The organism is Pseudomonas sp. SH10-3B (assembly GCF_019891415.1).
In the GTDB taxonomy this organism is placed as follows: Bacteria; Pseudomonadota; Gammaproteobacteria; order Pseudomonadales; family Pseudomonadaceae; genus Aquipseudomonas.
In genome coordinates this window covers 79,184-105,258 of sequence record NZ_JAFLXD010000015.1, presented here as the reverse complement: position 1 = coordinate 105,258, position 26,075 = coordinate 79,184, and the positions used below count along the sequence as shown (strand labels likewise).

The 26,075-nt window shown below is 60.7% G+C and carries 27 protein-coding genes; 13 read left to right on the top strand and 14 right to left on the bottom strand.

Annotated features, from left to right (window positions below; all coding sequences use genetic code 11):
• Window positions 1-81: 81 nt before the first annotated feature.
• A complete protein-coding gene (locus J1G35_RS14025; protein ID WP_053138117.1) occupies window positions 82-1,398 on the top strand; it encodes a bifunctional DedA family/phosphatase PAP2 family protein in 1,317 nt (438 codons plus the stop codon).
• On the opposite strand, the gene J1G35_RS14020 is transcribed toward J1G35_RS14025, so the two are convergent.
• From J1G35_RS14020 to J1G35_RS14010, 3 genes are read right to left on the bottom strand one after another with little or no spacing between them, the layout of a single operon-like run.
• On the bottom strand, window positions 1,395-1,985 hold the full coding sequence (locus J1G35_RS14020; RefSeq protein ID WP_053138119.1) for an LON peptidase substrate-binding domain-containing protein: 591 nt from the start codon (window positions 1,983-1,985) through the stop codon (window positions 1,395-1,397). The genes J1G35_RS14025 and J1G35_RS14020 overlap by 4 nt on opposite strands.
• 21 nt (window positions 1,986-2,006) lie before the next feature.
• Complete coding sequence (locus J1G35_RS14015; RefSeq protein WP_223015227.1) at window positions 2,007-2,723, bottom strand: LrgB family protein; 717 nt, start codon at window positions 2,721-2,723, stop codon at window positions 2,007-2,009.
• Window positions 2,720-3,073, bottom strand: a complete 354-nt coding sequence (locus tag J1G35_RS14010; RefSeq protein WP_053138125.1) for a CidA/LrgA family protein — start codon at window positions 3,071-3,073, stop codon at window positions 2,720-2,722. Before J1G35_RS14010 ends, J1G35_RS14015 begins: the two co-directional genes overlap by 4 nt.
• Window positions 3,074-3,239: 166 nt before the next feature.
• Between J1G35_RS14010 and J1G35_RS14005 the strand changes: the two genes are divergently transcribed.
• The 3 genes from J1G35_RS14005 to J1G35_RS13995 all read left to right on the top strand — a co-directional run bounded on the left by J1G35_RS14005 (window position 3,240) and on the right by J1G35_RS13995 (window position 6,279).
• Window positions 3,240-3,695, top strand: a complete 456-nt coding sequence (locus J1G35_RS14005; RefSeq protein WP_053138128.1) for a MaoC family dehydratase — start codon at window positions 3,240-3,242, stop codon at window positions 3,693-3,695.
• A 194-nt stretch (window positions 3,696-3,889) separates the two neighbouring features.
• Entirely contained in the window at window positions 3,890-5,608 is a 1,719-nt protein-coding gene (locus J1G35_RS14000; RefSeq protein ID WP_223015226.1) for a C13 family peptidase, read from the top strand.
• Window positions 5,609-5,637: 29 nt separating this feature from the next.
• Window positions 5,638-6,279, top strand: coding sequence for an oxidoreductase (locus J1G35_RS13995; protein WP_053138134.1), 642 nt, complete (start codon window positions 5,638-5,640; stop codon window positions 6,277-6,279).
• A 90-nt stretch (window positions 6,280-6,369) separates the two neighbouring features.
• Here the strand turns inward: J1G35_RS13995 and J1G35_RS13990 are convergent, their stop codons facing one another.
• The 4 genes from J1G35_RS13990 to J1G35_RS13975 all read right to left on the bottom strand — a co-directional run bounded on the left by J1G35_RS13990 (window position 6,370) and on the right by J1G35_RS13975 (window position 10,591).
• The gene (locus J1G35_RS13990; protein ID WP_027605223.1) at window positions 6,370-6,654 is read right to left on the bottom strand and encodes a YceK/YidQ family lipoprotein; all 285 of its coding nucleotides are present in this window, start codon (window positions 6,652-6,654) and stop codon (window positions 6,370-6,372) included.
• A complete protein-coding gene (gene ubiX / locus J1G35_RS13985; protein WP_017735613.1) occupies window positions 6,647-7,276 on the bottom strand; it encodes a flavin prenyltransferase UbiX in 630 nt (209 codons plus the stop codon). Before ubiX ends, J1G35_RS13990 begins: the two co-directional genes overlap by 8 nt.
• Window positions 7,273-8,622, bottom strand: coding sequence for a UDP-N-acetylmuramate:L-alanyl-gamma-D-glutamyl-meso-diaminopimelate ligase (gene mpl / locus J1G35_RS13980; protein WP_053138137.1), 1,350 nt, complete (start codon window positions 8,620-8,622; stop codon window positions 7,273-7,275). The genes ubiX and mpl overlap by 4 nt, the downstream gene beginning before the upstream one ends.
• A gap of 73 nt (window positions 8,623-8,695) precedes the next feature.
• Window positions 8,696-10,591: a sigma-54-dependent Fis family transcriptional regulator gene (locus J1G35_RS13975; protein WP_223015225.1), complete on the bottom strand. Its 1,896-nt coding sequence runs from the start codon at window positions 10,589-10,591 to the stop codon at window positions 8,696-8,698.
• Between the two features lie 272 nt (window positions 10,592-10,863).
• On the opposite strand from J1G35_RS13975, the gene J1G35_RS13970 reads away from it, so the two are divergent.
• The 9 genes from J1G35_RS13970 (at window position 10,864) to J1G35_RS13930 (ending at window position 20,200) form a co-directional block, all read left to right on the top strand.
• Window positions 10,864-12,384: an aldehyde dehydrogenase family protein gene (locus tag J1G35_RS13970; RefSeq protein ID WP_053138144.1), complete on the top strand. Its 1,521-nt coding sequence runs from the start codon at window positions 10,864-10,866 to the stop codon at window positions 12,382-12,384.
• Window positions 12,385-12,528: 144 nt separating this feature from the next.
• Window positions 12,529-13,962 (top strand): ethanolamine permease, encoded by a 1,434-nt coding sequence (eat, locus tag J1G35_RS13965; protein ID WP_053138146.1) that lies wholly within the window; start codon window positions 12,529-12,531, stop codon window positions 13,960-13,962.
• 57 nt (window positions 13,963-14,019) lie between these two features.
• Window positions 14,020-15,414 carry an ethanolamine ammonia-lyase subunit EutB gene (locus J1G35_RS13960; RefSeq protein WP_053138148.1) on the top strand — a complete coding sequence of 465 codons (1,395 nt, stop codon included), beginning with the start codon at window positions 14,020-14,022 and terminating at the stop codon, window positions 15,412-15,414.
• Entirely contained in the window at window positions 15,411-16,244 is an 834-nt protein-coding gene (gene eutC / locus J1G35_RS13955) for an ethanolamine ammonia-lyase subunit EutC (protein ID WP_053138150.1), read from the top strand. The genes J1G35_RS13960 and eutC overlap by 4 nt, the downstream gene beginning before the upstream one ends.
• A gap of 92 nt (window positions 16,245-16,336) precedes the next feature.
• Window positions 16,337-16,795: a GNAT family N-acetyltransferase gene (locus J1G35_RS13950; RefSeq protein ID WP_053138152.1), complete on the top strand. Its 459-nt coding sequence runs from the start codon at window positions 16,337-16,339 to the stop codon at window positions 16,793-16,795.
• Between the two features lie 299 nt (window positions 16,796-17,094).
• On the top strand, window positions 17,095-17,751 hold the full coding sequence (locus tag J1G35_RS13945; RefSeq protein WP_053138154.1) for a DedA family protein: 657 nt from the start codon (window positions 17,095-17,097) through the stop codon (window positions 17,749-17,751).
• Between the two features lie 6 nt (window positions 17,752-17,757).
• Entirely contained in the window at window positions 17,758-18,573 is an 816-nt protein-coding gene (locus J1G35_RS13940) for a M90 family metallopeptidase (protein WP_223015224.1), read from the top strand.
• Window positions 18,574-18,681: 108 nt separating this feature from the next.
• Window positions 18,682-19,209 carry an inorganic diphosphatase gene (gene ppa / locus J1G35_RS13935; RefSeq protein WP_053138161.1) on the top strand — a complete coding sequence of 176 codons (528 nt, stop codon included), beginning with the start codon at window positions 18,682-18,684 and terminating at the stop codon, window positions 19,207-19,209.
• A gap of 214 nt (window positions 19,210-19,423) precedes the next feature.
• Window positions 19,424-20,200, top strand: coding sequence for a S24 family peptidase (locus J1G35_RS13930; RefSeq protein ID WP_223015223.1), 777 nt, complete (start codon window positions 19,424-19,426; stop codon window positions 20,198-20,200).
• 444 nt (window positions 20,201-20,644) lie between these two features.
• Here J1G35_RS13930 and J1G35_RS13925 read toward each other — a convergent pair whose 3' ends face one another.
• From J1G35_RS13925 to J1G35_RS13895, 7 genes are all read right to left on the bottom strand, one after another.
• On the bottom strand, window positions 20,645-21,802 hold the full coding sequence (locus J1G35_RS13925) for a glutathionylspermidine synthase family protein (RefSeq protein WP_223015222.1): 1,158 nt from the start codon (window positions 21,800-21,802) through the stop codon (window positions 20,645-20,647).
• A 12-nt stretch (window positions 21,803-21,814) separates the two neighbouring features.
• Window positions 21,815-22,525, bottom strand: a complete 711-nt coding sequence (locus J1G35_RS13920) for a DUF1190 domain-containing protein (RefSeq protein WP_223015221.1) — start codon at window positions 22,523-22,525, stop codon at window positions 21,815-21,817.
• A gap of 18 nt (window positions 22,526-22,543) precedes the next feature.
• Complete coding sequence (locus tag J1G35_RS13915) at window positions 22,544-22,972, bottom strand: DUF350 domain-containing protein (RefSeq protein WP_053138190.1); 429 nt, start codon at window positions 22,970-22,972, stop codon at window positions 22,544-22,546.
• 15 nt (window positions 22,973-22,987) lie between these two features.
• Window positions 22,988-23,662, bottom strand: a complete 675-nt coding sequence (locus tag J1G35_RS13910) for a DUF2491 family protein (RefSeq protein WP_223015220.1) — start codon at window positions 23,660-23,662, stop codon at window positions 22,988-22,990.
• Window positions 23,649-24,683, bottom strand: a complete 1,035-nt coding sequence (locus J1G35_RS13905) for an ion channel (protein WP_223015219.1) — start codon at window positions 24,681-24,683, stop codon at window positions 23,649-23,651. The genes J1G35_RS13910 and J1G35_RS13905 overlap by 14 nt, the downstream gene beginning before the upstream one ends.
• 72 nt (window positions 24,684-24,755) lie before the next feature.
• Window positions 24,756-25,316, bottom strand: a complete 561-nt coding sequence (locus tag J1G35_RS13900; RefSeq protein WP_223015218.1) for a rhomboid family intramembrane serine protease — start codon at window positions 25,314-25,316, stop codon at window positions 24,756-24,758.
• A gap of 57 nt (window positions 25,317-25,373) precedes the next feature.
• On the bottom strand, window positions 25,374-26,072 hold the full coding sequence (locus tag J1G35_RS13895) for a PspA/IM30 family protein (RefSeq protein WP_053138203.1): 699 nt from the start codon (window positions 26,070-26,072) through the stop codon (window positions 25,374-25,376).
• Window positions 26,073-26,075: the final 3 nt, after the last annotated feature.

The window sequence follows — 26,075 nt, the reverse complement described above, 5'->3', positions numbered from 1 at the left end:
TGGTGCCGCAGACAGTTGATCCCTCGCACAGGGGATCTACAGCGTTTCGCGTTATGTATTACATAGAGGGAGTGACGTTTTATGGGCCAATGGCTCGATAGCATTACCGGCTGGCTGACCCTCAACCCGGAATGGCTGGCGGTGGCGGTGTTTATTGTCGCGTGCGTGGAATGCCTGGCCATTGCCGGTCTGATCGTGCCAGGCACGGTGTTGCTGTTTGCCATTGCCGCACTGGCTGGCAGCGGCGCGTTGTCCCTGAGTGAAACCCTGCTGATGGGGTTCCTGGGAGGCTTGTTGGGCGACGGGGTTTCCTACTTCCTGGGCCGCCACTTCCATCAGAACATCCGCCGCCTGCCTGGCCTGCGCCACCACCCCGAATGGATGAACGGCGCCGAAACCTACTTCCACAAATACGGCATCGCCAGCCTGCTGGTAGGACGTTTCATCGGGCCATTGCGGCCGATGCTGCCCATGGTGGCAGGGATGTGCGACATGCCGTTCGTGCGCTTCGCCCTGGTCAGCGTTCTCGCGGCAGCCGGTTGGTCGGTCGCCTATCTGCTGCCGGGCTGGGCGACCGGCGCTGCATTCCGCCTGCCATTGCCGGAAGGGTTCTGGCCTGAGGCGGGGATTGTCACCGCTTGTTTGGCGGTCGTGTTGGGATTGAGCCTGAACACCAGTCTGCGCGGCCATCGCCGTGCCACCTTGTGGATAGGCTGCGCCAGCCTGACCTTGTTGATCGCCCTGTTTATCGGTTATCCGCACCTGGACGACTTTGACCAGGGCCTGAGCGCACTGGTGCAGGAACATCGCAGCGCCTGGCTGGATCAGACCATGGTGATGATCACCCAACTGGGCGAGTTCAAGAAAATGTTCTTCGCCAGCGCCGTGTTCACTGGCCTTTTGTTACTGGCTCGGCAGTGGCGCCATGCGCTGTTTGTCGGCGCGACACTGGCCGGGGCGGCCGTGATCAACACCGGCACCAAGCTGTTCTTCGCACGCGGCCGCCCGGAAATCCTCACCGACCCACTGACCAGCTTCAGCATGCCCAGCGGCCACGCGTCCGGTGCTTTCGCGTTTTTCCTGGCCTTGGCGGTACTGGCCGGCCGCGGCCAACCGACACGGCTGCGCCTGACCTGGATGCTGCTGGGCTGTATTCCCGCCGCCTTTATCGCACTGTCACGGGTCTACCTGGGCGCCCACTGGCCTACCGACATCCTGGCAGGCACATTGCTGGCAATGACGGTGTGCGCGTTCAGCCTGGGCGTCAGCCAGTATCGAAGCCCATTGCCGGCCATGCCGAAAAAAACCTGGTGGTTGCTCCTGCCGGCACTGCTGGCGGTGCTGAGTTTTATCGCACTCACCGGCACGCCCCATGCCTTGCTGCGGTATGCCTATTAAGTGAACAACTCACCCTGCAACTCGTCGAGCAGCATCTGGATCGCATCCAGCCGCTGCTGCGGGTCATCGAGTTGCAGCAGATCAATCTTGTCAGCCTCGGTGAATGGCAACAGATAAGCCAGTTGATTGCCCAAGGCCTGCTGGCCATCGGCATGGGTGCCCATGTCCAACGAGGCGACCATCGGGTGTTCGGCCAGGGCCTGGAGCAAAGCCAGCAGGTCGGCATCCTCTTCTTCCAGCGCCTGGTCCGGCAGTTCTTCCAGCCATTGCACCTCGGCCACCAGCAACTGGTCCTTCTGCACACCGGCGTCACGCACGCGGAAGCGACGCCCGCCTTCGACGCGAATCCCCAGCAGACCGTTGTCCTGCTGCTTGAAGTCGCGAATCAACGCTTCGCAGCCGATCAACGCGTAGCCATCCGGGGCCATGCCGACTTCCTTGCCATCAAGGATGCATACCACGCCGAAGCTTTCGCCCTTTTTCAGGCAACGGCTGATCATATCCAGATAGCGCGCCTCGAACAGTTGCAGATCGAGGGTGCAGCCTGGGAACAGCACGGTATTGAGCGGGAACAGCGCCAGACTCATAAAGGTTTCCTTAAACCCGGTTTAAACAATCACTGACACAGCCAGCGGCAGGAACACCGCCGTCGCCACGCCCATCAGACTCATGGCCAGCGCCGCAAAGGCACCGCACTCTTCGCTTTCCTGCAGGGCCACCGAAGTGCCGACGGCGTGGGCGGTCATGCCCAAGGCCATGCCGCGCGCCTCGGGGCTGTGCACCCCCAGACGCGAAAGTAACGCCGGGCCAACCATCGCGCCCACCACCCCGGTGATCAGCACAAACACCGCCGCCAAGGCTGCCACACCGCCGATCTGCTCGGCCACCAGCATGGCAATCGGCGACGTCACCGACTTGGGCGCCATGGTCATCAGCATCATGTGTTCGGCGCCGAACCCCCACCCCAACAGTACGCACAGGCCGGTGGCCAGCACCCCGCCTATCACCAGCGTAGTAAAAATCGGCCAGAACAATTGGCGAATCCGCCGCAGGTTCAGATAGAGCGGCACGGCCAGCGCAACGGTGGCCGGGCCCAGCAGGATGCCCATGATCTCGGTGCTCTTGCGGTACTCGGCATAGCTCAGGCCGCACGTGAGCAACACGCCGATCACCAGCAACATCGAGACCAACACCGGCTGCAGGAAAATCCAGCGGGTTTTCTCGAACCCCGCCAGCACCAACTGATAGGCCCCGAGGGTGATTCCGATGCCGAACAAAGGATGATGAATCACCGCCGTCCATGCGCCTTGCCAGTCGAAGATCATTGATCCTTCTCCTTGCGCTTGACCATGTGCTCCATCAACAGCCCGACCACGCCCATGGCAATCACCAGCGACAACACCAGCGCGCCGACGATGGCCCAGAAATCAGCGGCAATATCCTTGGCGTAGACCATCACCCCCACCGCCGGCGGGACCAGCAGTAACGGCAAGTAACGCAGCAGGCTGCTGGCCGCCAGGCTCAAGGGCTCGCCGACTTCACCGCGCCACACCAGGTAACCCAGCATCAGCAACAGGCCGATGATCGGCCCCGGCAGTACCGGCAGCAGCAAATGATTGATCGCCGTGCCGATCAACTGAAACAGCACCAGCCATGTCAGACCGCGTAACAGCATCCGTTCTCTCCCCCCTCTTGAGCTCGCCCGCATTATAAGCATGCCCGCCCTATGCACCGGCATTCGCCAAAAGCATGGTGGGTTGACCGGGCTGGTTGGCCATGATGATCTACATTGGTTCTCTGTAACCCCAAAAAACAGAACCGATGAACCAAGGAGAGACGCAATGCCCTATGTACCCGTAGCGCAGCTCAAAGACTATGTCGGCAAGGAACTGGGACGTTCCGAATGGCTCACCATCGATCAGGCCCGTATCAATCTGTTCGCAGAAGCCACCGGCGATCATCAGTTCATTCATGTCGACCCGGTCAAGGCTGCACAGACGCCGTTCGGCAGCACCATCGCCCACGGTTTCCTGTCGTTGTCACTGATGCCCAAGCTGATGGAAGACATCCTGATCGTGCCCGAAGGCCTGAAGATGGCCGTCAACTACGGCCTGGACAGCGTGCGTTTTATCCAGCCGGTGAAGGTCAATTCCAACGTGCGCCTGAACGTGACGCTCACCGATGTCACCGAGAAAAAACCCGGCCAGTGGCTGCTCAAGGCCACCGCTACCCTGGAAATCGAAGGCCAGGAAAAACCCGCCTACGTGGCCGAGTCGTTGTCGCTCTACTTCGTTTAATACACAACCGCCCACTGTAGGAGCTGGCTTGCCAGCGAAAAACGCCCAGGCGCCGCGTTCCTCCTGAATGCCAGCATCCGCGTTGACGACCCTCGCCGGCAAGCCGGCTCCTACAGGTCATTATTAGCCCATAGACCACTAGGTATGGCTCCCTCGCTGCGGCATACTCGGCGCTTAATTATCCGGATCCCGCTATGCGCCCACTCGCTCCCCTTGCCCTTGTCCTGTTGCTCACCGCTTGCGGAGATGGCGAATCGCTGTTGCCGCCCGATGCGCGCCTGCCCGACGGCGGCCGTTACCGGGGCGATGTGGTCAATGGTTTGCTGCAAGGCCAGGGCCGCGTGGACTACCCCAACGGCAGTTGGTACGCCGGGCAGTTCGACAAGGGCCAGTGGCACGGCCAGGGCGAGTGGCATGGCAGCAACGGCGAAGTCTATAAAGGCCAGTTCCAGCAGGGCCTGTTCGATGGCCAGGGCAGCCTGACCACGGCCGGCAGCCATTATGTGGGCGGGTTCAAGAACGGCCGGCGCAACGGCGAAGGCACCCTCAAAGAGGGGCAGATGACCTATCGCGGCGAATTCAAAGACGACCAGTATTCCGGCCTCGGTCGCCTGGAGCTGGCCGACGGCAGCCAGTATCAAGGCCAGTTCGCCCACGGCAAGCCGAATGGCGAAGGCCAGCGCAATGACGACAGCGGCAACCAGTTCAGCGGCCACTTCGTCGACGGCCAGTTGGAGGGCAACGGCACGTTCAACAGCGCCGACGGCGATATCTATGTCGGCCAGTTCAAGCAGAACCAGCTCAACGGCAAGGGCCGCTATGAAAACGCCGATGGCGACGTGTGGATCGGCCAGTTCAAGGAAGGCGCACTCAGCGGCAAGGGTGAGTTGATCGGCGTGGATGGCAGCCATTACGTCGGCCAGTTCAGCGATTGGCGCTTTACCGGCGAAGGCCGCCTGAACCTGACCGATGGCAGCTTCTATATTGGCGGCTTCGACAGCGACAGCTACCAGGGCAAGGGCACCCTCGTCCTCACCGACGGCACCGTGCTGGCCGGCACCTGGGTCAACGGCATGCGCGTGCGTGACGCCGACGGCGCATTGTTGCCCGACCCGCTGGAGATCGGCGTCCTGGCCCAGGGCCGCCTGCTGGACGCTGCCCTCGCCGCCGTGCCAGCGTCCACCTCCGCAGTGGAGCTGTACACCCTGGCCGTGGCCGGCGACGGCAAACAAAGCGTGTTCCTGCGCGAAGCCGATTACGTCAGCAATATGCTCGCCACCCGCTTCGGCGCCCGTGGGCAGATCCGCCTGGTCAACCACCGCGACCATATCGCCGACCGGCCACTTGCCACCCGCGAAAGCCTGCGCCGTGCCGTGCAGACCCTGGCCGAGCGCACTGGACCGGAAGACCTGGTGTTTATCTACCTGACCAGCCACGGCACCCACGAACACGAACTGGTGCTGGACCAACCACGCATGGAACTGGCCGACCTGCCCGCCGATGAGCTGGCCGCGGTGCTGGCGCCGCTGAAAAACCGCGACAAGATCGTCGTGATCTCGGCCTGCTACTCCGGCGGCTTCATCCCGGCGCTCAAGGACGAACGCACCCTGATCATGACCGCCTCGCGCGCCGACCGCGTGTCCTTCGGTTGCTCCGAAGAGGCCGACTTCACCTACTTCGGCGATGCCCTCTTCGCCCAAGCCTTCAACCAGACCGACGATTTGCAGCAAGCCTTCAAGCTCGCGCAGTTGCATGTGAGCGAACGCGAACAGGCGGACAACTTCGAAGCATCCGAACCGCAGATCTGGGCCCCCAAAGGCGTGATCGCCCATTGGCAATTATTACGCAAGCAGCAGGCACGAAAGGCGCTCGAAAGCGTCTCAATGAATAGCAAGGAAGCCAAAGGCAACTAAGCTGTAACGTGTAACAAGGGGGAAACACCATGTACCTGACACCTCAGCATATCTTGCTCGCAGGGGCCTCTGGCCTCACTGGCGAACACCTGCTCGACCGCCTGCTCAACGAACCCACCGTGACCCGTGTGCTCGCGCCAAGCCGCAAGCCACTGGCCGAGCATCCGCACCTGGAAAACCCGGTGGGCGATCCGGCGGTGTTCCTGCCGCAACTGAGCGGTCGGGTGGATATCGCCTTCTGCTGCCTGGGCACCACCATCAAGAAAGCCGGATCGGAAGAAGCCTTTCGCGCGATTGACCTGGATATGGTCGTGGCCTTCGCCAAGCGCGCACGGGAAATGGGCGCGCGGCACCTGATCGTGATCAGCGCGATTGGCGCCGACCCGAAATCCTCGGTGTTCTACAACCGGGTCAAAGGCGAAATGGAACAGGCATTGAAGGCTCAAGACTGGCCGCAGTTGACCATCGTGCGGCCTTCGTTGCTGCTCGGGGAGCGGCTGGAGCCACGTTTGGCCGAGCAACTGGCCGGGCCGCTGTCACGATTGATTCCGGGGAAATACCACGGCATTGAAGTCTGCGAACTGGCCCGGGCCATGTGGCGCCTGGCGCTGGAAGAGCAGGATGGGGTGCGGGTGGTGGAGTCGGACGAACTGCGCAAGCTCGGTAAATAAAGCCGAACACAAAGCAAAAATGTGGGAGGGGAAAGTCGAATCGTCGCACCGCCCCTCCCACATTGGTTTTGTGGTGCTTTCACGTCAGCGCTAGAGCCCGCCCGTCGCGTTAAACCCTACTCCCAGCACCGTCAACACTGACAACGGCAATAAAAGCGTGTCGAGCAACGCGCTGGCTGGCAGGTCGACGCCGGGATAGCTCGGCGCCTCGGCACCAAACCGGTCCTTGGCGCAGCAACCGCCGTTCATTGCATACAAATCCAACCGCGTGCCGGCATACACCACCGGCGCGCCGGGCTGCGCGGCGTCCAGGGTACGCGCGGTGGCACAGCCGGCCAGCTGCAGCGCCAGTATCACCAACAATGCCTTATTCATCGCTGCTCAAATGGTGTTCGCCCCAACGCGGCAGCATGTCCTGAGGGATATTCAACAGGTTGAGAATGCGCGCCACCACGAAATCCACCAGGTCATCGATGGTCTGCGGCTGGTGATAGAAGCCGGGCGACGCCGGCAGGATGGTCACCCCCATATTCGACAGCTTGAGCATGTGTTCCAGATGAATGCTCGAATACGGCGCCTCACGCGGCACCAGGATCAACTGGCGACGTTCCTTCAACGTCACGTCGGCAGCACGCTCGATCAAGTTGTTGCAAGCGCCCGTGGCAATCGCCGACAACGTCCCGGTGGAGCACGGCACCACCACCATTGCCGCTGGCGCGCCGGAGCCCGATGCCACCGGCGACATCCAGTCTTCCTTGCCGTAGACCTTGATCTGCCCCGCCGCCGCACCGGTGTACTCGGTGAGGAAGGCCTGCATCATCTGCACCTTGGGCGGCAGCGCGACATCAGTCTCGGTGGCCATCACCAACTGCGCGGCCTTGGAGATCAGGAAGTGCACCTCGCGGTCTTCACGCACCAGGCAATCCAGCAGGCGCAGGCCATACGGCGCGCCGGATGCGCCGGTCATCGCCAGGGTGACGCGCTCGGGTCCACTCATTTCAACGCCTCGGCCAGTTTGCCGTGCAAGCCGCCGAAGCCGCCGTTGCTCATGACCACCACATGGGTGCCAGGCTTGGCCTGGTGCTTGACGAACGCAATGATGCCCTCGATGGAATCACATACTTTCGACGGCACCGTGCATTGCGCCGCAATCGCTGGCAAGTCCCAGCCAAGATTGGCCGGGGCATACCACACCACCTGGTCGGCATCGTTCACGCTTTCCGGCAGGCCGTCGCGGTGTGCGCCGAGCTTCATGGAGTTTGAGCGCGGCTCGACAATAGCAATGATAGGGGCATCGCCAACGCGTTTGCGCAGGCCGTCGAGGGTGGTGGCAATGGCCGTTGGGTGGTGGGCAAAGTCGTCGTAGATGGTAATCCCATTCACGTCGGCGACCTTTTCCATACGGCGCTTCACGCTCTTGAATGCGCTCAAGGCAGCAATGCCCATCGACGGCACCACGCCCACATGCCGCGCGGCCGCCAGGGTGACCAAGGCATTGGCGACGTTGTGCTGGCCAGTCATGTCCCATTCGACGATGCCTTGCGCCTCGCCTTCAAACAGCACCTCAAACCGGGAACCGTCTTCACTGAGCAACTTGACCTGCCATTGCCCACCCGCACCGGTGGTTTGCACCGGGGTCCAGCAGCCCATCTCGATCACGCGCTGCAGGGCCGGCTCGGTGGTCGGGTGGATAACCAGGCCTTCGCTCGGAATGGTGCGCACCAAATGGTGGAACTGCCGCTCGATGGCCGCCAAGTCTGGGAAGATGTCGGCGTGATCGAACTCAAGGTTATTGAGGATCGCCGTGCGTGGACGGTAGTGGACGAACTTGGAGCGCTTGTCGAAGAACGCACTGTCGTACTCGTCGGCTTCAATCACGAAGAAAGGCGTATCGCCCAAGCGCGCCGACACCGAGAAATTCTGCGGCACGCCGCCGATCAGGAAGCCCGGGCTCATGCCCGCATGCTCCAGCACCCAGGCCAGCATGCTGCTGGTGGTGGTCTTGCCGTGGGTGCCGGCAACGGCCAGTACCCAGCGACCTTGCAGCACATGATCGGCCAGCCATTGCGGGCCGGACACGTAAGGCAAGCCTTTGTTGAGTACGTATTCGACAGCCGGATTGCCACGAGACATGGCATTGCCGATCACCACCAGGTCCGGCACCGGGTCGAATTGCGCCGGGTCGTAACCCTGGGTCAGTTCTATGCCCTGGGCCTCAAGCTGCGTGCTCATGGGCGGGTAAACATTGGCATCGGAGCCTGTTACGTGATGGCCCAGTTCTTTGGCCAGAACCGCCATCGAGCCCATGAATGTGCCGCAGATACCAAGAATATGAATGTGCATAGTCGACCTCGTAAACATCGAGGCAGGTTAGCGCAGGGGGGCGAAAATCGCACTCTTTAGCTGTAGGACCGATCTATGGAGCCGCCCGTGCAATACCGTGCCGGCGCAGCTTTCGATACAGCGTATTACGACTGACCCCCAACTGCTCCGCCGTGTGGGTCATGTGCCAGCGTTGTTGCTCCAGAGCCGTGAGCAAGGCGAGCCGCTCGGCGTCGCCCAGGGGCGACTCCGCAAGCCTGGCCTCGGCGACCGGTTGCGGCCGAGCCTGGCGGATCGCCGCCGGTAAATCCTCAAGACCGACCCGCCCGTCGTCACACAGCGCCGCCAGCGTACGCAACACCGTGCGCAGTTGCCGAACGTTGCCCGGCCAGGCGAAGGTCAACAGCGCCGAACGCGCTGCCGGGTCGAGTTGTACGCTCTGCCCGCCGGCTTCCTGCACCAGCAGGAAGTCCAGCAACTGAGACTTATCGCTGCGCTCACGCAACGGTGGCAAGCCGACTTCCAGACCATTGAGCCGGTAATACAGGTCTTCACGAAAACTGCCGTCCTGCACACGTTCCAGCAAATTCCGGTGAGTGGCGCTGATAATTCTGACATCAACCGCCTGGGGCTCACCGCCGATGGGCACCACCATGCGGTCCTCCAGCACCCTTAACAGACGCGTCTGCAGCGCCAACGGCATGTCGCCGATTTCATCGAGGAACAACGTGCCGCCGTCGGCCTGTTGCAACTTGCCCTGCATGCCGTCCTTGCGCGCGCCGGTAAAGCTGCCGCCGCGATAGCCGAACAATTCGCTTTCGATCAGGCTTTCCGGGATGGCGGCGCAGTTGAGCGCAACGAAGGCTTGATCAGCGCGCTGGCTGGCCTGGTGCACCGCCTTGGCGAAGGCCTCTTTGCCGCTGCCGGTTTCGCCATTAATCAGTAACGGCACATCCCGCTCGAATACCCGCAGCGCTTTACGGAAGTCACTTTGCAGCGCCGGATCGCCCAGGCAGATACCGGCCAGGCGTACCGGCGCAGGCTGGGCGATGGGCGCCGGCACACTGCGCGATTGTCCGCGCAAGGCCGCGAACAAGTGCCGGCCATCTCGCGTGCGCAATGGCCAACTGGCGGTGGCATTGGCACTGGCGCGACCGAGCAATTGGTCCAGGGAACACTCGAAAAACGCCTCCACCGGTTGCCCCAACAAACCACCACGCACCTGCCCCAGCAGGTTGAGTGCGCTCTGGTTGACAGCACAAATCCGCCCTTCGCCGTCAAACGCCAGCAACCCTTCGCTGAACAACCCCACCGACTCGGCCTGCAAGTGAAAGCGCAGCAGCCAATGGTTTTCGAAGTGGCGCAGGAAATAACAACTCTCGATCATCTTCGCCGACAGGTTGACCAGCGCCATGGTGTGAAACTGGCTCTGGCGCGAGACCGCCTCCCGGGCCGACGACACATCCAACACCGCCAGCAATTCGCCATGGGGGTCGAACACCGGGCTCGCCGAACAGGTCAGCCCGGTGTGGCGGCCACGGAAATGTTCATCGCGATGAATGGTCAACGATTGGCGCTCCACCAGGCAGGTACCGATGCCGTTGGTGCCTTCGCAGGCTTCACTCCAATCGGCACCCAGCCACAACCCGGCACGCTCGAAAATCTTGCGCTCGGACGGCGCCGTGACACAGTTGAGGATTACCCCGCGCGCATCGGTCAGCAGCACCGCATGGCCTGCCCCGGAAAGCTGCTGGTGCAGGCTGTTCATCTCGCTGCCGGCAATATGCAGCACCTGTTGCAGGCGCTCGCGACTTTCCAGCAGGCGACCGTGCTCAAGCACCGTAGGGGCAATGGTTTGCGCAGGGTCGAGGTGGTAATCCTCCAGGCAGCGCAGCCAGGAACGGGCGATGGACGGATCGCTGGACGGATCGCGCCCGCGCGCCACGGTAAGGACTTGCTGGGCATGGCGACTGAAATGATCGTTATGCATCTTCTTATTATTCTCCCTGCGTGAGAGCGTCCAGCATCCCCCAGCCCTCCGATCAATGCAATCCCGGGCCGACCCACCGGTCACGACCTGTACCGTTTATCGCACAAACTGTCACTGCCGCTGTACCACACGTGTCACAACGAGACCTGGCAACAAACCCCAAGCCCTTGATTTACCTGGCCTGCAAAGCACTGGCCCAACCTTTGCTCTACGCTTTACCAAGCGCTTGCGCGCTGCACTCCAATAAACATAAAAGCCAGGAGATACCCACCATGCGTTACGCACACCCCGGTACTGAAGGCGCGATCGTTTCGTTCAAGGCCAAGTACGGCAACTTCATTGGTGGCGAATTCGTTGCCCCGGTCGATGGCAACTATTTCACCAACACCTCGCCGGTCAACGGCAAGCCTATCGCCGAATTCCCGCGTTCCACTGCCAAAGACATCGACAAGGCGCTGGACGCCGCCCACGCTGCCGCTGACGCCTGGGGCAAGACCTCGGCCCAGGACCGCTCGCTGGTGCTGCTGAAAATCGCCGACCGCATCGAACAGAACCTCGAACTGCTGGCCATCACCGAAACCTGGGACAACGGCAAGGCCGTGCGTGAAACCCTCAACGCCGACATCCCACTGGCGGCCGACCACTTCCGCTACTTCGCTGGCTGCATCCGCGCCCAGGAAGGCACCAGCGCCGAAATCAACGAACACACCGCGTCCTACCACTTCCATGAGCCACTGGGCGTGGTCGGCCAGATTATCCCGTGGAACTTCCCGCTGCTGATGGCCGCGTGGAAACTCGCCCCGGCCTTGGCCGCCGGTAACTGCGTGGTGCTCAAGCCTGCCGAGCAAACGCCGCTGGGCATCAACGTACTGATGGAATTGATCGGCGACCTGCTGCCACCGGGTGTGCTGAACGTAGTGCACGGTTTCGGCAAAGAAGCCGGCGAAGCCCTGGCCACCAGCAAGCGTATCGCCAAGATCGCCTTCACCGGCTCCACCCCGGTGGGCTCGCACATCATGCATGCGGCGGCCGAGAACATCATTCCGTCCACCGTTGAGCTGGGCGGCAAGTCGCCGAACATCTTCTTCGCCGACATCATGAAAGCCGAACCGTCGTTCATCGAAAAAGCCGCTGAAGGCCTGGTGCTCGCGTTCTTCAACCAGGGCGAAGTGTGCACCTGCCCATCCCGTGCGCTGGTGGAAGAGTCGATCTACGACGATTTCATGAAAGTAGTGATGAAGAAAGTCGAGCAGATCAAACGCGGCGACCCGCTGGACACCGACACCATGGTCGGCGCCCAGGCGTCCGAGCAGCAGTTCGACAAGATCCTGTCCTACCTGGAAATTGCCAAGGGCGAAGGCGCGCAATTGCTCACCGGCGGCAAGGTCGAACAACTCACGGGCGATATGGCCGGCGGTTATTACATCCAGCCGACCCTGCTCAAGGGCACCAATGAAATGCGCGTGTTCCAGGAAGAAATCTTCGGCCCGGTGGTGAGCATCACCACCTTCAAGGACGAAGCCGAAGCCCTGGCGATTGCCAACGACACCGAGTTCGGCCTGGGCGCTGGCGTGTGGACCCGCGACATCAACCGCGCCTACCGCATGGGCCGTGCGATCAAGGCGGGCCGCGTGTGGACCAACTGCTACCACCTGTACCCGGCGCATGCCGCGTTTGGCGGTTACAAGAAGTCCGGCGTGGGCCGTGAGACCCACAAGATGATGTTGGATCATTACCAGCAGACCAAGAACCTGCTGGTGAGTTACGACATTAATCCGCTGGGCTTCTTCTAACTAACCCCTCCTCCCACAGTTCAAATGCAATCAAGTGTGGGAGGAGCTTGCCCCTCCCATACTTAGATCTTCATAAGTACTTGCGAATTGCATTCGGCACACAGAGGCCGAGTTAAAAACAATAACAATGAAAGGTACTTCTTCATGCCTAGCGAACCGACTGGATCTTCTGTCGACTTCGAAAAAGTTGACTCCCAATACTTCCAACAACGCGAACTTAAAAAAGGCGCCGCCGGCTGGGTGCTGCTGGTTGGCCTTGGCGTTGCCTACGTGATCTCCGGCGACTACGCCGGTTGGAACTTCGGCCTGGCCCAGGGTGGCTGGGGCGGTATGTTCCTCGCCACATTGCTGATGGCCACCATGTACCTGTGCATGTGCTTTTCCCTGGCCGAACTGTCTTCCATGATCCCCACCGCCGGCGGTGGCTACGGTTTTGCCCGCAGTGCCTTCGGGCCCTGGGGCGGGTTCCTCACCGGCACCGCCATCCTGATCGAATACGCTATCGCCCCCGCCGCCATCGCGGTGTTTATCGGTGCCTATTGCGAGTCGCTGTTCGGCATCGGCGGCTGGATGATCTACCTGGCGTTCTACATCATCTTTATCGGCATCCATATCTTTGGCGTCGGTGAGGCCTTGAAGCTGATGTTCGTGATCACCGCCATCGCCGCGATTGCGCTGGGCGTGTTCCTGGTGTCGATGGTGCCGCACTTCAATGTCGCCAACTTGCTGGATATCCCGGTGAGCGAGGCCAAGGGCGCCAGTACCTTCCTGCCGTTTGGCTACGTCGGCGTGTGGGCGGCGATCCCTTATGCGATCTGGTTTTTCCTCGCCGTAGAGGGCGTGCCGCTGGCCGCCGAAGAAACCAAGAACCCCAAGCGCGACCTGCCCCGGGGCCTGATCGGCGCCATTGTGGTGCTGACCAGCTTTGCCCTGTTGATCCTGGTGATCGCACCGGGCGGCGCGGGCACCTATGCGCTGATCAAGTCGGGTAACCCGCTGGTGGAAGCGCTGGCGCTGTCCTATGGCGGATCAACCTGGATGGGCAGCTTCGTCAACCTGGTCGGCCTGGCCGGTTTGATCGCGAGCTTTTTCTCGATTATCTACGCCTATTCGCGGCAGATCTTCGCCTTGTCCCGTGCTGGTTACCTGCCGCGCAAACTGTCCCAGACCAACAAGAGCAAGGCACCGGTACTGGCGCTGGTGATCCCCGGCATTATCGGTTTCGGCCTGTCGCTGACCGGCCAGGGGGATTTGTTGATCCTGGTGGCGGTGTTTGGCGCGACCATTTCCTACGTGCTGATGATGGCCGCGCACATCACCCTGCGCATTCGTCGCCCCAAAATGGACCGTCCTTATCGCACGCCGGGCGGCATCTTCACGTCCGGGGTGGCCCTGGTACTGGCCTGCGTGGCCGTCGTTGCGGGCTTTTTGGTGGATCCACGGGTGGTGATTGGCGCCGCAATCATCTATGGAGTATTAATTGCTTACTTTGCTTTCTACAGCCGGCATCACTTGGTAGCAGGCACGCCCGAAGAAGAATTCGCCGCGATCCAGGCCGCAGAGGCCGCCTTGCACTAACTGCCGTAAACCTCGACGCGGGTTCCTCTCCTGCCCGCGTCGTCAAGGAGACACTGTATGGCAAGCTTTTCCCACGCGGTCGGTGCACAGACCTACCGCTTCGACAGCCTCAAGGACGTAATGGCCAAGGCCAGTCCCGCACGTTCCGGGGACTTTCTCGCCGGCGTCGCTGCGCAGAACGACGGTGAGCGGGTGGCGGCGCAAATGGCGCTGGCAAATATCCCGCTGAAACACTTCCTCGAAGAAGCGCTGATCCCCTATGAAAGCGATGAAGTCACCCGGCTGATCATCGACACCCACGACAAGCAGGCTTTCGCCGTGGTCAGCCACCTGACCGTCGGCGGCCTGCGCGACTGGCTGCTCAGCGACGCTGCCGATGAACAATCCTTACGCGCATTGGCGCCGGGGCTGACACCGGAAATGGCCGCGGCCGTGTCCAAGATCATGCGCGTGCAAGACCTAGTGCTGGTGGCGCAAAAGATCCGTGTGGTCACTCAGTTTCGCGGCACCATGGGCCTGCGCGGGCGCCTGTCGACCCGCCTGCAACCCAACCACCCGACCGACGAGCCGGCGGGCATCGCTGCGAGCATTCTCGACGGCCTGCTCTACGGCAACGGCGACGCCATGATCGGCATCAACCCGGCCACCGACAGCATCGCCTCGATCTGCGCCATGCTGGAGATGCTCGACGCAATCATCCAGCGCTACGAAATCCCCACCCAGGCCTGCGTGCTGACCCACGTCACCACCTCCATCGAAGCCATCAACCGCGGCGTGCCGCTGGACCTGGTGTTCCAGTCGATTGCCGGCACCGAAGCGGCCAACGCCAGTTTCGGCATCAGCCTGAGCGTGCTGCAGGAAGGTTACGAGGCGGGCTTGAGCCTGAAGCGGGGCACCTTGGGGCAGAACCTGATGTATTTCGAAACCGGCCAAGGCAGCGCCTTGTCGGCCAACGCGCATTTTGGCGTCGACCAGCAAACCTGCGAAACCCGCGCCTATGCGGTGGCTCGGCATTTCAAGCCGTTCCTGGTGAATACCGTGGTCGGTTTTATCGGCCCCGAGTACCTGTACAACGGCAAGCAGATCATCCGCGCGGGCCTTGAAGACCACTTTTGCGGCAAGCTGCTGGGCGTGCCCATGGGGTGCGACATCTGCTACACCAACCACGCCGAAGCCGACCAGGACGACATGGACACCCTGCTGACCCTGCTGGGTGTCGCCGGGATCAACTTCATCATGGGTATCCCCGGCTCCGACGACATCATGCTCAACTACCAGACCACCTCGTTCCACGACGCCTTATACGCCCGCCAAACATTGGGTTTAAAACCGGCGCCGGAGTTTGAACAGTGGCTGGCAAAAATGGGCATCTTTACGCAGGCCGACGGCAAGGTGCATTTTGGCAACAGCCTGCCACCGGCGTTTCGCCACGCTTTGGCGCAATTGGGATGAAGGAGCCGCCTGTGCAACTCGACCTGCCTGAAAACCCGTGGCTGGAACTGCGCCGCCTGACCCCGGCGCGGATTGCGCTGGGCCGCACCGGTACCAGCATTCCCACCAACGCACAGCTGGATTTTCAATTTGCCCACGCCCAGGCGCGGGACGCGGTGCACCTGCCCTTCGACCATGCCGGCCTGAGCAGTCAGTTGGCCGAGCGTGGGCGCGATAGCCTGTTGCTGCACAGCGCGGCAACCGACCGGCATAGCTATCTGCAACGTCCGGATTTGGGGCGGCGCTTGAGTGACGAGTCGGCCCAAAGCCTGCGGGATTACGCGGCTGCGCATCCTGGCGGCATGGACCTGGCGGTCGTGGTGGCGGATGGTTTGTCGGCGCTGGCGGTGCATAAACATACGTTGCCGTTTCTTACGCGCATGGAAGAACAGACCCACGCCGAAGGGTGGTCCTTGTCGCCGGTGATCCTGGTGGAACAGGGCCGCGTGGCAGTGGCCGACGAAATCGGGCAACTGCTCGGCGCCAAGATGGTGGTGATCCTTATCGGTGAGCGGCCGGGGCTCAGTTCGCCGGACAGCCTGGGCCTGTATTTCACCTATAACCCCAAGGTCGGCCTCACCGATGCCTATCGCAACTGCATCTCCAATGTGCGCTTGGAAGGCTTGAGCTATGGCATGGCGGCCCATCGCTTGCTGTACTTGATGCGAGAGGCGTGTCGCCGGCAGCTGTCGGGGGTCAACCTGAAGGACGAGGCCCAGCTTCAGACGATCGAATCCGACGACCCGGACCTGATGAAGGGCAATTTCCTGCTTAGCCCACCCACCGACTGATCCCGGCACGATTGCGCTTTTTAGCGTCTTTAGGCAGCATCAAGTCACGGCCGCTCGTGTGGTCATACCCCATTTGGAAGTTGAGGCCTGGCATGCGGATTACTCAAGCGACCCTGGAACACCTGGACCTGTTGACTCCGTTGTTCGTCAAATACCGCGAGTTTTATGGCGCGCTGCCCTTTCCGGATTCGTCACGGGCGTTCCTGGAAAAGCGCCTGCGCCGCAAGGAGTCGGTGATCTACCTGGCCCTGGCCGATGACGACGACAAACGCCTGCTCGGGTTTTGCCAGCTTTACCCGAGCTTTTCCTCGCTGTCGCTTAAACGTGTGTGGATCCTCAACGACATCTATGTGGCCGAAGACGCGCGCCGGCAACTGGTGGCGGATAACTTGATGCGCACGGCGAAGAAGATGGCCAAGGAGACTCACGCGGTGCGGCTGCGGGTATCGACCAGCAGTGATAACCAAGTGGCGCAGAAGACGTACGAGTCAATCGGGTTTCGTGAAGACACCGAGTTCAAGAACTACACCTTGCCGATCAGCGAAGACTGATTCCCTTACACGTAGACTCCCTGTGGGAGGGGCATGCCCCCGATAGCGGCTGTTCAGTCAGACTATTTATAACTGACACGGCCTCATCGGTAGCAAGCCCCTCCCACAGTGGGTTATGAGGCGCCCAGCGCACCGTGTACTGCGACATCCCCCGCTACAAAACCAACACGCTTTTCACCTCTCAATCCGTATAATGCGGACCTTTCAGGGTTGTAAGAAACACTACATAAACGTGTAGCCTTATTACCCGAGCTTCCGCACAGGCCTGCCGAGTCGGGCCGTTCACACAGGTGCCATCCATGGATTTCAACCCGCTCGACCTTATCCTGCATCTCGACGTGTACCTCGACATGCTGGTAACCAACTATGGTCCGTGGATATACGCCATTCTGTTCCTGGTCATCTTTTGTGAAACCGGCCTGGTGGTCATGCCGTTCCTGCCGGGTGATTCGCTGCTGTTTATCGCCGGCGCCGTCGCTGCGGGCGGCGGCATGGACCCGGTATTGTTGGGCGGCCTGCTGATGCTGGCGGCGATTCTCGGCGACAGTACCAATTACGTGATCGGGCGAACGGCGGGAGAACGCCTGTTCAGCAACCCGAACTCGAAAATCTTCCGCCGCGACTACCTGCAAAAAACCCACGATTTCTATGACAAGCACGGCGGCAAAACCGTGACCCTGGCGCGCTTCCTGCCGATCCTGCGTACCTTTGCACCGTTCGTCGCCGGCATCGCGAAAATGCCATACCCACGTTTCTTTGGCTTCAGCGTGCTGGGGACTATCCTCTGGGTCGGCGGCCTGGTGACCCTCGGCTACTTCTTCGGCAACGTGCCATTTATCAAGAAAAACCTCTCGCTGCTGGTGGTGTTCATCATCCTGCTGTCGCTGGTGCCGATGATCATTGGCGTGTTCCGCAGCCGCTTTGGTCGCACGTCTTCAGAAGCCAAGCCGCAGTAACCCGGCATGTGGTCCCTCAGCGCCTGGCGTCGCCGGCGCCTGCTGGCCAAGCACCCGATTGCCGATGACACCTGGCAGCGGGTGCGCCACCACCTGACCTTCCTCGACGGCATCAGCGCCGAGCAGGACCAGTGGCTGCGCGAAGCCAGCGTGGTGTTCCTCGCCGAAAAACACCTCACCGCCCTCCCCGGCGTCGACCTGCACCAGGAACAACGCCTGCTGCTCGCCGCCCAGGCGCAATTGCCGCTGATGAACCTCGGCGACCTCGACTGGTACCAGGGTTTCCATGAAATCGTGCTGTACCCCGACGACTTCCTCAGCCCTCAGCGCCACCGCGACAGCAGCGGCATCGAACACGAGTGGGACGGCGAACACAGCGGCGAGGCCTGGCAGCAAGGCCCGGTGATCCTCGCCTGGCCCGGCGTACTGGCCAGCGGTCAGTGGGAAGGCTACAACCTGGTGATCCACGAACTGGCGCATAAGCTCGACATGCTCAACGGCGACGCGAACGGTCTGCCGCCGCTGCACCACGACATGCGTGTGCAAGAGTGGGCCAGTGTGATGCAGGGTGCTTATGACGACCTCAATCGCCAACTGGACGCCAATCCCGATGCCGAGACGGAGATAGACCCCTACGCGGCGGAAAATCCGGCGGAGTTCTTTGCTGTCACCAGCGAATATTTTTTCAGCGCCCCGGATTTACTGGTCAATAGTTATCCTCAGGTGTACGCCCAACTCAGCCGCTTTTATCGCCAGGATCCCCTGGCCCGCCTGACCCAACTGCAAGCGCACGACCCGCGCTATCAGCCACAAGGCGAATGACTGTACGACGTCTGGCGCATGGCATCGCCGTCAGAATATGCCTATAATCGCCGCCACTTTTAGGCCAATCCGGTCATGTCATATGGCCAACTACGGGGGCAACGCCCAATGAGCTACAGCAAGATTCCGGCTGGCAAAGACCTGCCGAACGACATCTACGTCGCCATCGAGATTCCGGCCAACCACGCGCCGATCAAATACGAAATCGACAAAGACAGCGACTGCCTGTTCGTTGACCGTTTCATGGCCACCCCGATGTTCTACCCGGCCAACTACGGTTTTATCCCTAACACCCTGGCCGACGACGGTGACCCCCTCGACGTGCTGGTCGTAACCCCTTACCCGGTTGCCCCAGGCTCGGTTATTCGCGCCCGTCCGGTCGGCATCCTGCACATGACCGACGACGGCGGCGGCGATGCCAAAGTTATCGCTGTGCCTCACGACAAGTTGTCCCAGCTGTACGTGGACGTGAAGGAATACACCGACCTGCCGGCACTGCTGCTGGAACAGATCAAGCACTTCTTCGAGAACTACAAAGACCTCGAAAAAGGCAAATGGGTGAAGATCGAAGGCTGGGGCAACGCAGACGCCGCCCGCGCCGAGATCCTGAAGTCGGTTGCGGCCTACAAAGGCTGATACCTGCTATTCATTGCCTCGGCAATTGAAAAAGCCCCGATTATTCGGGGCTTTTTTTGTGGGAAAAATTAAACATAAAGTTCACCGATTAACACGCAACGTTGAACTAAGCAGAACAACTGAAAGATCAGGCCACAACTAAGCCAAAACCTACACGCGCAATTCAACGCATGGTTTATTTGATTAGATTTCTTGGCCAGTAAACTCTGCGTTTATGAATACATCAGGTGATCGTTTAAAAGCACTATTACGGGAAGTTCATCTTTCCGCCTCCGACTTCGCCAAGAACCGTGGTGTCACGCCCCAACACGTGAACAACTGGTTCAAACGCGGCGTGCCCATGGGCCGACTCAACGAGATCGCAGAACTGCTATGCGTCTCCAACCGTTGGCTGCGCACCGGCGAAGGCCCCAAACACCCACCGGCCAACTTCCTGCTCGAAGGCCCGGAAACCAGAAAAGGACTGCCCACCACCCGCGAAGGAAGCGGCAAATACCTCTCAGGCCCCGCCTGCTCCCCGGAAAAAATCGACGTGGAGATCCCCCTCCACCCCACCTTCACCTCAACCGAACGCATCCGCGTCTCCCTGCACACCCTCGAAACCCTCAACGTAAACCCCGACCGTGCACTGGGCGCCTACATGGTCGACAACAGCATGATCGACATCATTCAACAAGGCGCCACCCTCGCCATCGACAAAGGCCGCACCCAAATCATCGACGGCGAAATCTACGCCGTCGAACACGATGGAATGCTACGCATCAAATACCTCTACAACCGCCCAGGGGGTGGTTTGCGCATGCGCAGCCACAACGCCGGCGAACACCCGGATGAATACCTGACGCACGAACAACGGTTTGAGCAGAACTTCCAGATCGTGGGGTGGGTGTTCTGGTGGTCCACCCTCAACAACCGCCGCCCACCCGTGCCGCTGGATGAGCATCTTTTGAGCTGGGAAGGCTCTAAATCGGAACCGGAGGTGGGCAACTGAGGCGAATGTGGGTATCATGCGCCGCACATTTGGCAGGGGGTTGCGTTGCGCTATCCACCCTGCTCGGCGATGCGGAGGAGTTCCCGCGGATGCCCCTACTATTCAGCCCGACGCAATGTGGGCTGAGCGATTTGAAGGCTGCTGAGGTTTGTCAAAAACAAGCTGAGGCAGTCACAGAGAAGCCGGCCACAAGCCGGCTTTTTAATGCCCACAAGAACCACAAACCAAAATGATCCAACAGCTGTTGGATCATTGAATAGCCAAAACGGGCAGGCTATCGCCTCGTCTGTCTCTCAGCGGCATTATCTATGCTGTATGCCCCAAGAGCACAATCCGCCACCAATTGCGTCATTTCTACAATAAAGGCAATACAGCCACCCGAGGCGCACCATCGATTCAATGCGCACAGAGAGATCAGCCCTGCTGACCCTTTAAGCTCCAGCCTCAATCCAATATCAAATGCGGCAAAAACCGGCTCGAATCCTTGGTAATCAAACTATTATCCTCCCGCACCCCAATCCCCGCCGCCTGGTCCCCAATCACCCAGGACCCAATCAACGTATAGCTGTCCCCAAACCGCGGCAGCGGTGCGAACTCCTGAAGGATAAACGGCGCATCCGTGTAGGGCCCGTCCTCTTTCACAATCAGCCCATCAGCCGTTTGCAGCTCGATGTTCGCCCCTTCCCGCGAGAAAAACGGCTTGCGCACCCAGCCCTTTGGCACGGCTTTGCCCAGGTCGGTATCCAGGTGGGCCGCGAGCAAATTCGGGTGGCCTTTGTTGAATTCCCACAGCAGCGGCAGGATGCCTTTGTTGGAAATGATGGATTTCCACGCAGGCTCGAAAAACTGGGTGTCGCTCTCGGCAATCGCGGCGCCGAAGGGCTCGTGGAAGATGAACTCCCAGGCGTGCAGTTTGAACAGGTGGGGAATCCAGCGATCCTGGAGGTCGACGAAGCGGCCTTCGCTGGTCAGGCCGATGTCTTCGATGTCGATGTGGCGCGATTCGATGCCGACTTTTTCCGCGACGAGGCGCAGGTAGTCGGTGGTGCCTTTGTCTTCGACCGAGTCTTTCATCGAGGCGAAGTAGAAAGGCTGGTTGACCTGCAGTTGAGCGAAAGCCTGGTGCAGCTTGGTGTCGATGCTGTTGAACTGGTCGGCATGCTTGGGCAGCAGGCCGCGTTCGATGCATTGCTCCAGCCAGCCCCATTGGAACGCAGCCGCCTCGTAGAGGCTGGTGGGGGTGTCGTAGTTGAGTTCCAGCAGTTTGGCGGGCCCGGTGCCGTTGTAGGAGAAGTCCATGCGCCCGTACAGGTGCGGGTGGCCTTCGAGCCAGGAGGTTCGGATCATGTCGAAGAAGGGCGCGGGAATGCTCAGGCGTTCGAGCAGTTCTTCGCTCTGGACCACGCGGGAGACGAGGTCCATGCACATGTCGTGGATCTCGGTGGTCGGGTCTTCGAGGTCGTGCTCAATTTGCTTGAGCGTGAACTGGTAATACGCGCTCTCGTCCCAGTAGGGTTCGTCGTCGATGGTATGGAACAGAAAGCCAAGGTTTTCAGCCGTCTGTTTCCAGTCATCACGCTCTGCGCAATGGATTTTCTTCATGACCCGGTTTCCTTAACTGCTTGACCCGCCGCCCCAGCCGCTGCGTGCGCTGGCCTTGCTGCCGAAGCCGCCACGGGAGGTGGCCGACGCTACGGAGCTCGACTTGCTGGAGGTGCGCAGCGTGTTGGTGTAATTGCTGCTGCCGTACCGGGCTTGATTCGAGCGGCCAAACGTCGCGCCATTGGAGACACGCTGATTGAGCGTCGAGTTGCCGTACTCACCGCGATCATCGCGATAGCGGTACACCGGCTCAGAGCGGTAGCTGTTGCGATTGTTGCTCAGCATGTTGCCGATCAGCAGCCCGGTCAGCAGGCTGCTGGTGGAGAAGCCGGAGCCGCCGCTGCTTGCCTGAGAGTTACCCGCCTGAGCGTTGGCAGCGTCGACCTGGGATTGTGTCACCTGGCCTTCAGCGGTCAGTTCAAAACCGCCCAGCTTGGGAATGAACTGGCCATTGGAGTCCAACTGGCACCAGCCGGCGACAAAATCGGCATCGCAATCGGCCTGGCTCGCGTATACCGGGGCGATGCGGCGATGCTCGGCCATGGCGGTCATGTAGGCGTCCGAGCAGACGTCCACCGGAAGTTTTTCATCGGCACATTGCTGAACCGACTGGAAGTTGTACTTTTTCTGCAAATCGTAGGTTTTTTCCGTCGGCCCACAGCCGGATATCGCCATGGCGACCGACGCTGCCAGCGAAAGCTGGACGTACTTGCTTCGTTTCATCGGGAGCTCCGTGCGCAATCAGTTCTGGGTAGGCGTCATGCAGGCGGCATTCAACATGCCGACGCTGATGGCCACGGCGGCCACGTAGATGCCCGCTGCGAGCTCGCCTCTCTTGATGCGCTCGGAAGTGCCTTTGAGCACGAGGCTGGTCAGCAGAAACGCCAACAGTTGGACGACGGCTGCGATCACCGCCCAGACGACGAAGTCGAGGATGCTGATCGAGTAGGCAATCACGTTGCTGGCCGGAATGGCGAAACCAATGATGGCGCCGCCCAGGGCGACTGCTGCGGAAACGTTGCCGGCACGGATCAGTTCGAACTCTTTGTGCGGGGTGACGCGGGTGTAGATGAACTGGAACAGCGCAAACACCACTGCGGCCCCCAGGATGTAGGTGACAAACCCGAACACCGCAGCTTTGTTTAGGGAGATGGAGAGAGCTTCTAGCATGGACTTCTTCCTTTTTTAGAGCGCATTCAAGTCGGTTGTGTACAGCGAAATGCCCAGCGACGTGCTCAGGCTGACGGTGCCTTCAGCGTCTTCTTCGACAGAGAACAGCAGAAACTCGCGTCGATCGGTCAGGCCTGTGTCACGGGCATATAGCATCGAACGGTGCTCGACGCTGTAGGAGTCCTCGGGGTTTATCACGTGCTCGCTCATGGCCACCAATTCCGTCTGGCCATCCTCGCTGCCCCACACGCGCGTGTACTCGACGCCATTGTGGGTGTAGGTCGGCAAACCGATCTGACTCTGCGGCCCCGCCAGCCGGCGCAGCTCGGCTTCGCTGCTGACGGGGACGTAACTGAGGTAGTTGAACAGGATCACTGACTCGACCTGCCCGGCGATGTCGCCCGTGGTGTGCACCTGCAACCAGTAGTCTTCGTCGTTCATGTAGTAGCGCGACAGCCAGGTCGACTGCCCGAGGTCAACGGTGCCGTTGCTCCAGATTTCCTGGGAGCCGGGGATAACCACCGTAGTCTTCCCGTCGAGCAACAACTTCAGGGTCGTGTCGAATATCACGCCTTTGCCCGGAGCCAGGCCCAGCGGCCCGGTGGTCGGCAGGGGTTCGGCGGCGGCGCCTTTCGAGTGCGTATTCGCTTGCGGGGCCTCAAGCCCCATCAACTGTTTAAACCATCCCATTGGAGATTTCCTTGAGGCGGGTGGAGGCGATGTAGAAGAGTTCGCCACCTTCAACGCGCGTGGCGCTGGGCGGGTTGATCGAGGGTTGCTGGGCACCTTTGGCGCGATAGCCGATGAGGGTGGCGTTGTGGCGTTCTTTCATTTGGGTGTACAGATCGCCGAACGTGGCCTCAAAGACCTCGGGCAATTTCATCAGGTATTGGGTGGCACCCTCCCCCACGCACAGCAGCTCATTAATGACCACCGACGAGCCCGGATCCTGAGAGGCGCGCACCAACATCTCGATGGCCATGCTTGACGTGCATTCCAGACTGGGGGCGTAGGAACTGGCCAGTGCGGCAATTTCACTTTCATTGAAGTGGGCGACCACATGCCCGACCGGACTCAATTGATTCACCGCCAGCACGGTGGCCAGCGTCAGATCATCAGACGGGGTTCGCACCAGCACACGCTCGGCGCCGGGCACACCGGCACGCAGCAATAACGCTGTGGAGGACAGGCTTTCACCACGGATGAACGCCGCTTTGCCCGGCATCGGGTTTTCGTCGAGGGTGCAATCGCAGATGACGATCAGGTTGTCGTTCGAGGTTTCGTCTTGAAGCAACAACTCGATGACCCGTTCACTGGACGCGCCCTCCCAGCCAATGAGCACGGTATGGCCAACCTTGCCGGTGAAATCGCCTTTGCCCTTCATGCCTTTTCTCCATGCATCGATGACAGTGCTGGTGGTTTTGCCGATGGCTGCCGTCAGCAGCGCAATGCCCCCGAGCATGACCCAGGTTGCCACAAACACGCGCCCCGCCGAGGTCTGTGGCGCAAGATCGCCATAGCCGACGGTCAGCGTGGTGGTGAGATAGAAGTAAACAAACGTGGCGGGAGCGGTGAGGTGTTGCTCGCCCAGATACACCAGGCCCAGATAAGCCGTGCTCAGGTGTACACCCAAGGCAACGACCAGGCCTGCCCAGCCGAAACGGTGAAAGAGGGAGGAGGCGTACATGCGCAGCAAAAGAAAAATCGACATTCCGTCCCTGACTCCCTGGGTACTTGATTCCCGATGACGCCACCGCATCGACGTCTGGATGCTCAAGTGCGTTCAGCCGGCATTAAACCTGCTGCGTGGCTTGGAGAGAAGTACCTTGGCTGCAATAAATCCGGCGAATGCACCAAACAGATGCCCCTCGAAGGAAACACCCTGACGAGGCAGGAAGCCAAGGATCAGGCCGCCATACAGCACCGCCACGACAGCGGCCGTAATCAGGTTGCTCCAGCTCCTGTGAAACCAGGCGCGAGACAACAAATAGGCCCATAGTCCGAATACCCAACCGCTGGCCCCCACGTGTATGCCCGCAAACCCGAACAGCCAGACCAACGAACCGCCCAGCAGGATAATGATCGCGCTGACGGTAACGAACCGATTGAGCCCTTCGATAATCACCAGGGTGCCCAGGATCAAAAAGGCAACCAGGTTCGCGCTCAGGTGAGCGAACGACCCATGCAAAAACGGCGAGGTGAGGATGCCGGGCAGCCCCTGCAGCGTTCTCGGGATCAGGCCGAACGCCATGAGGCTGTAACCGGTCGCCACATTAAGCAGTTGCAGCGCGACCATGAAGAGGGCCAGGCCTGCGATTGTCTTGAAACCCTTCAGGGCGTCCATCCTGACCTCGACGTAAAAAAAGAAGGGCAGACACTGCCCTTCCTGCGGCGACGTTGCTTACTCCGCCGACTTTTGCTTCAGACGCTCCAGAATCGCATTGGCGCTGCCTTCGTTCGGCGTGATGCCGGCGTCGCGCAGCTTGCGCTCCAGGTCGGTCCCGGTCGATGCATCTGCCAACTCATCCTGGGCTTGCAGCTCAGCGGCGCGTTGCTGCTGCTTGGCCTGCAAACGGTTGAGCGTACCGACGGCAGTTTCCAGCTTGCCGTTGGCACCACCGCTGGCGATGGAGGCGCTGACCTGGGCCTTCTGTACGCTGTCGCGCGCCTTGGCCATATCCACTTGCTGGCGCAGGCTTTTGATCCGGCTTTCAGCCTTGGTGATGTCCTTGCGCATGCCTTCCGCATAGCCACCGAACTCGGTGGCTTGTTTATGCTCGACATCCCGCTCGTTGGTCAGGCTCGAAATGGCTTCGGCCACTTCCAGGGCGAGGTCTTCACGATTGGCCTGCAGGGCAGCCACTGCCTTGGACTCCAGGTCCTTGATCTTGGCGTCGTACTCGTTGACGCGATCAGTCGCCAATTTGTGCTTGGCCATAATGCTGACCAACTCACGCTTGGCGTTGGCCAGCGCGGTGTCGGCATCGCGAATTTCCTGATCGAGGATGCGCAGGGCCTGCTGGTCGACGATCGATTCGCCGACTTCGTTGGCACCGCCACGCAGCGCGGTGAACAATTTGCTCCAGATGGACTGAGTCATTGG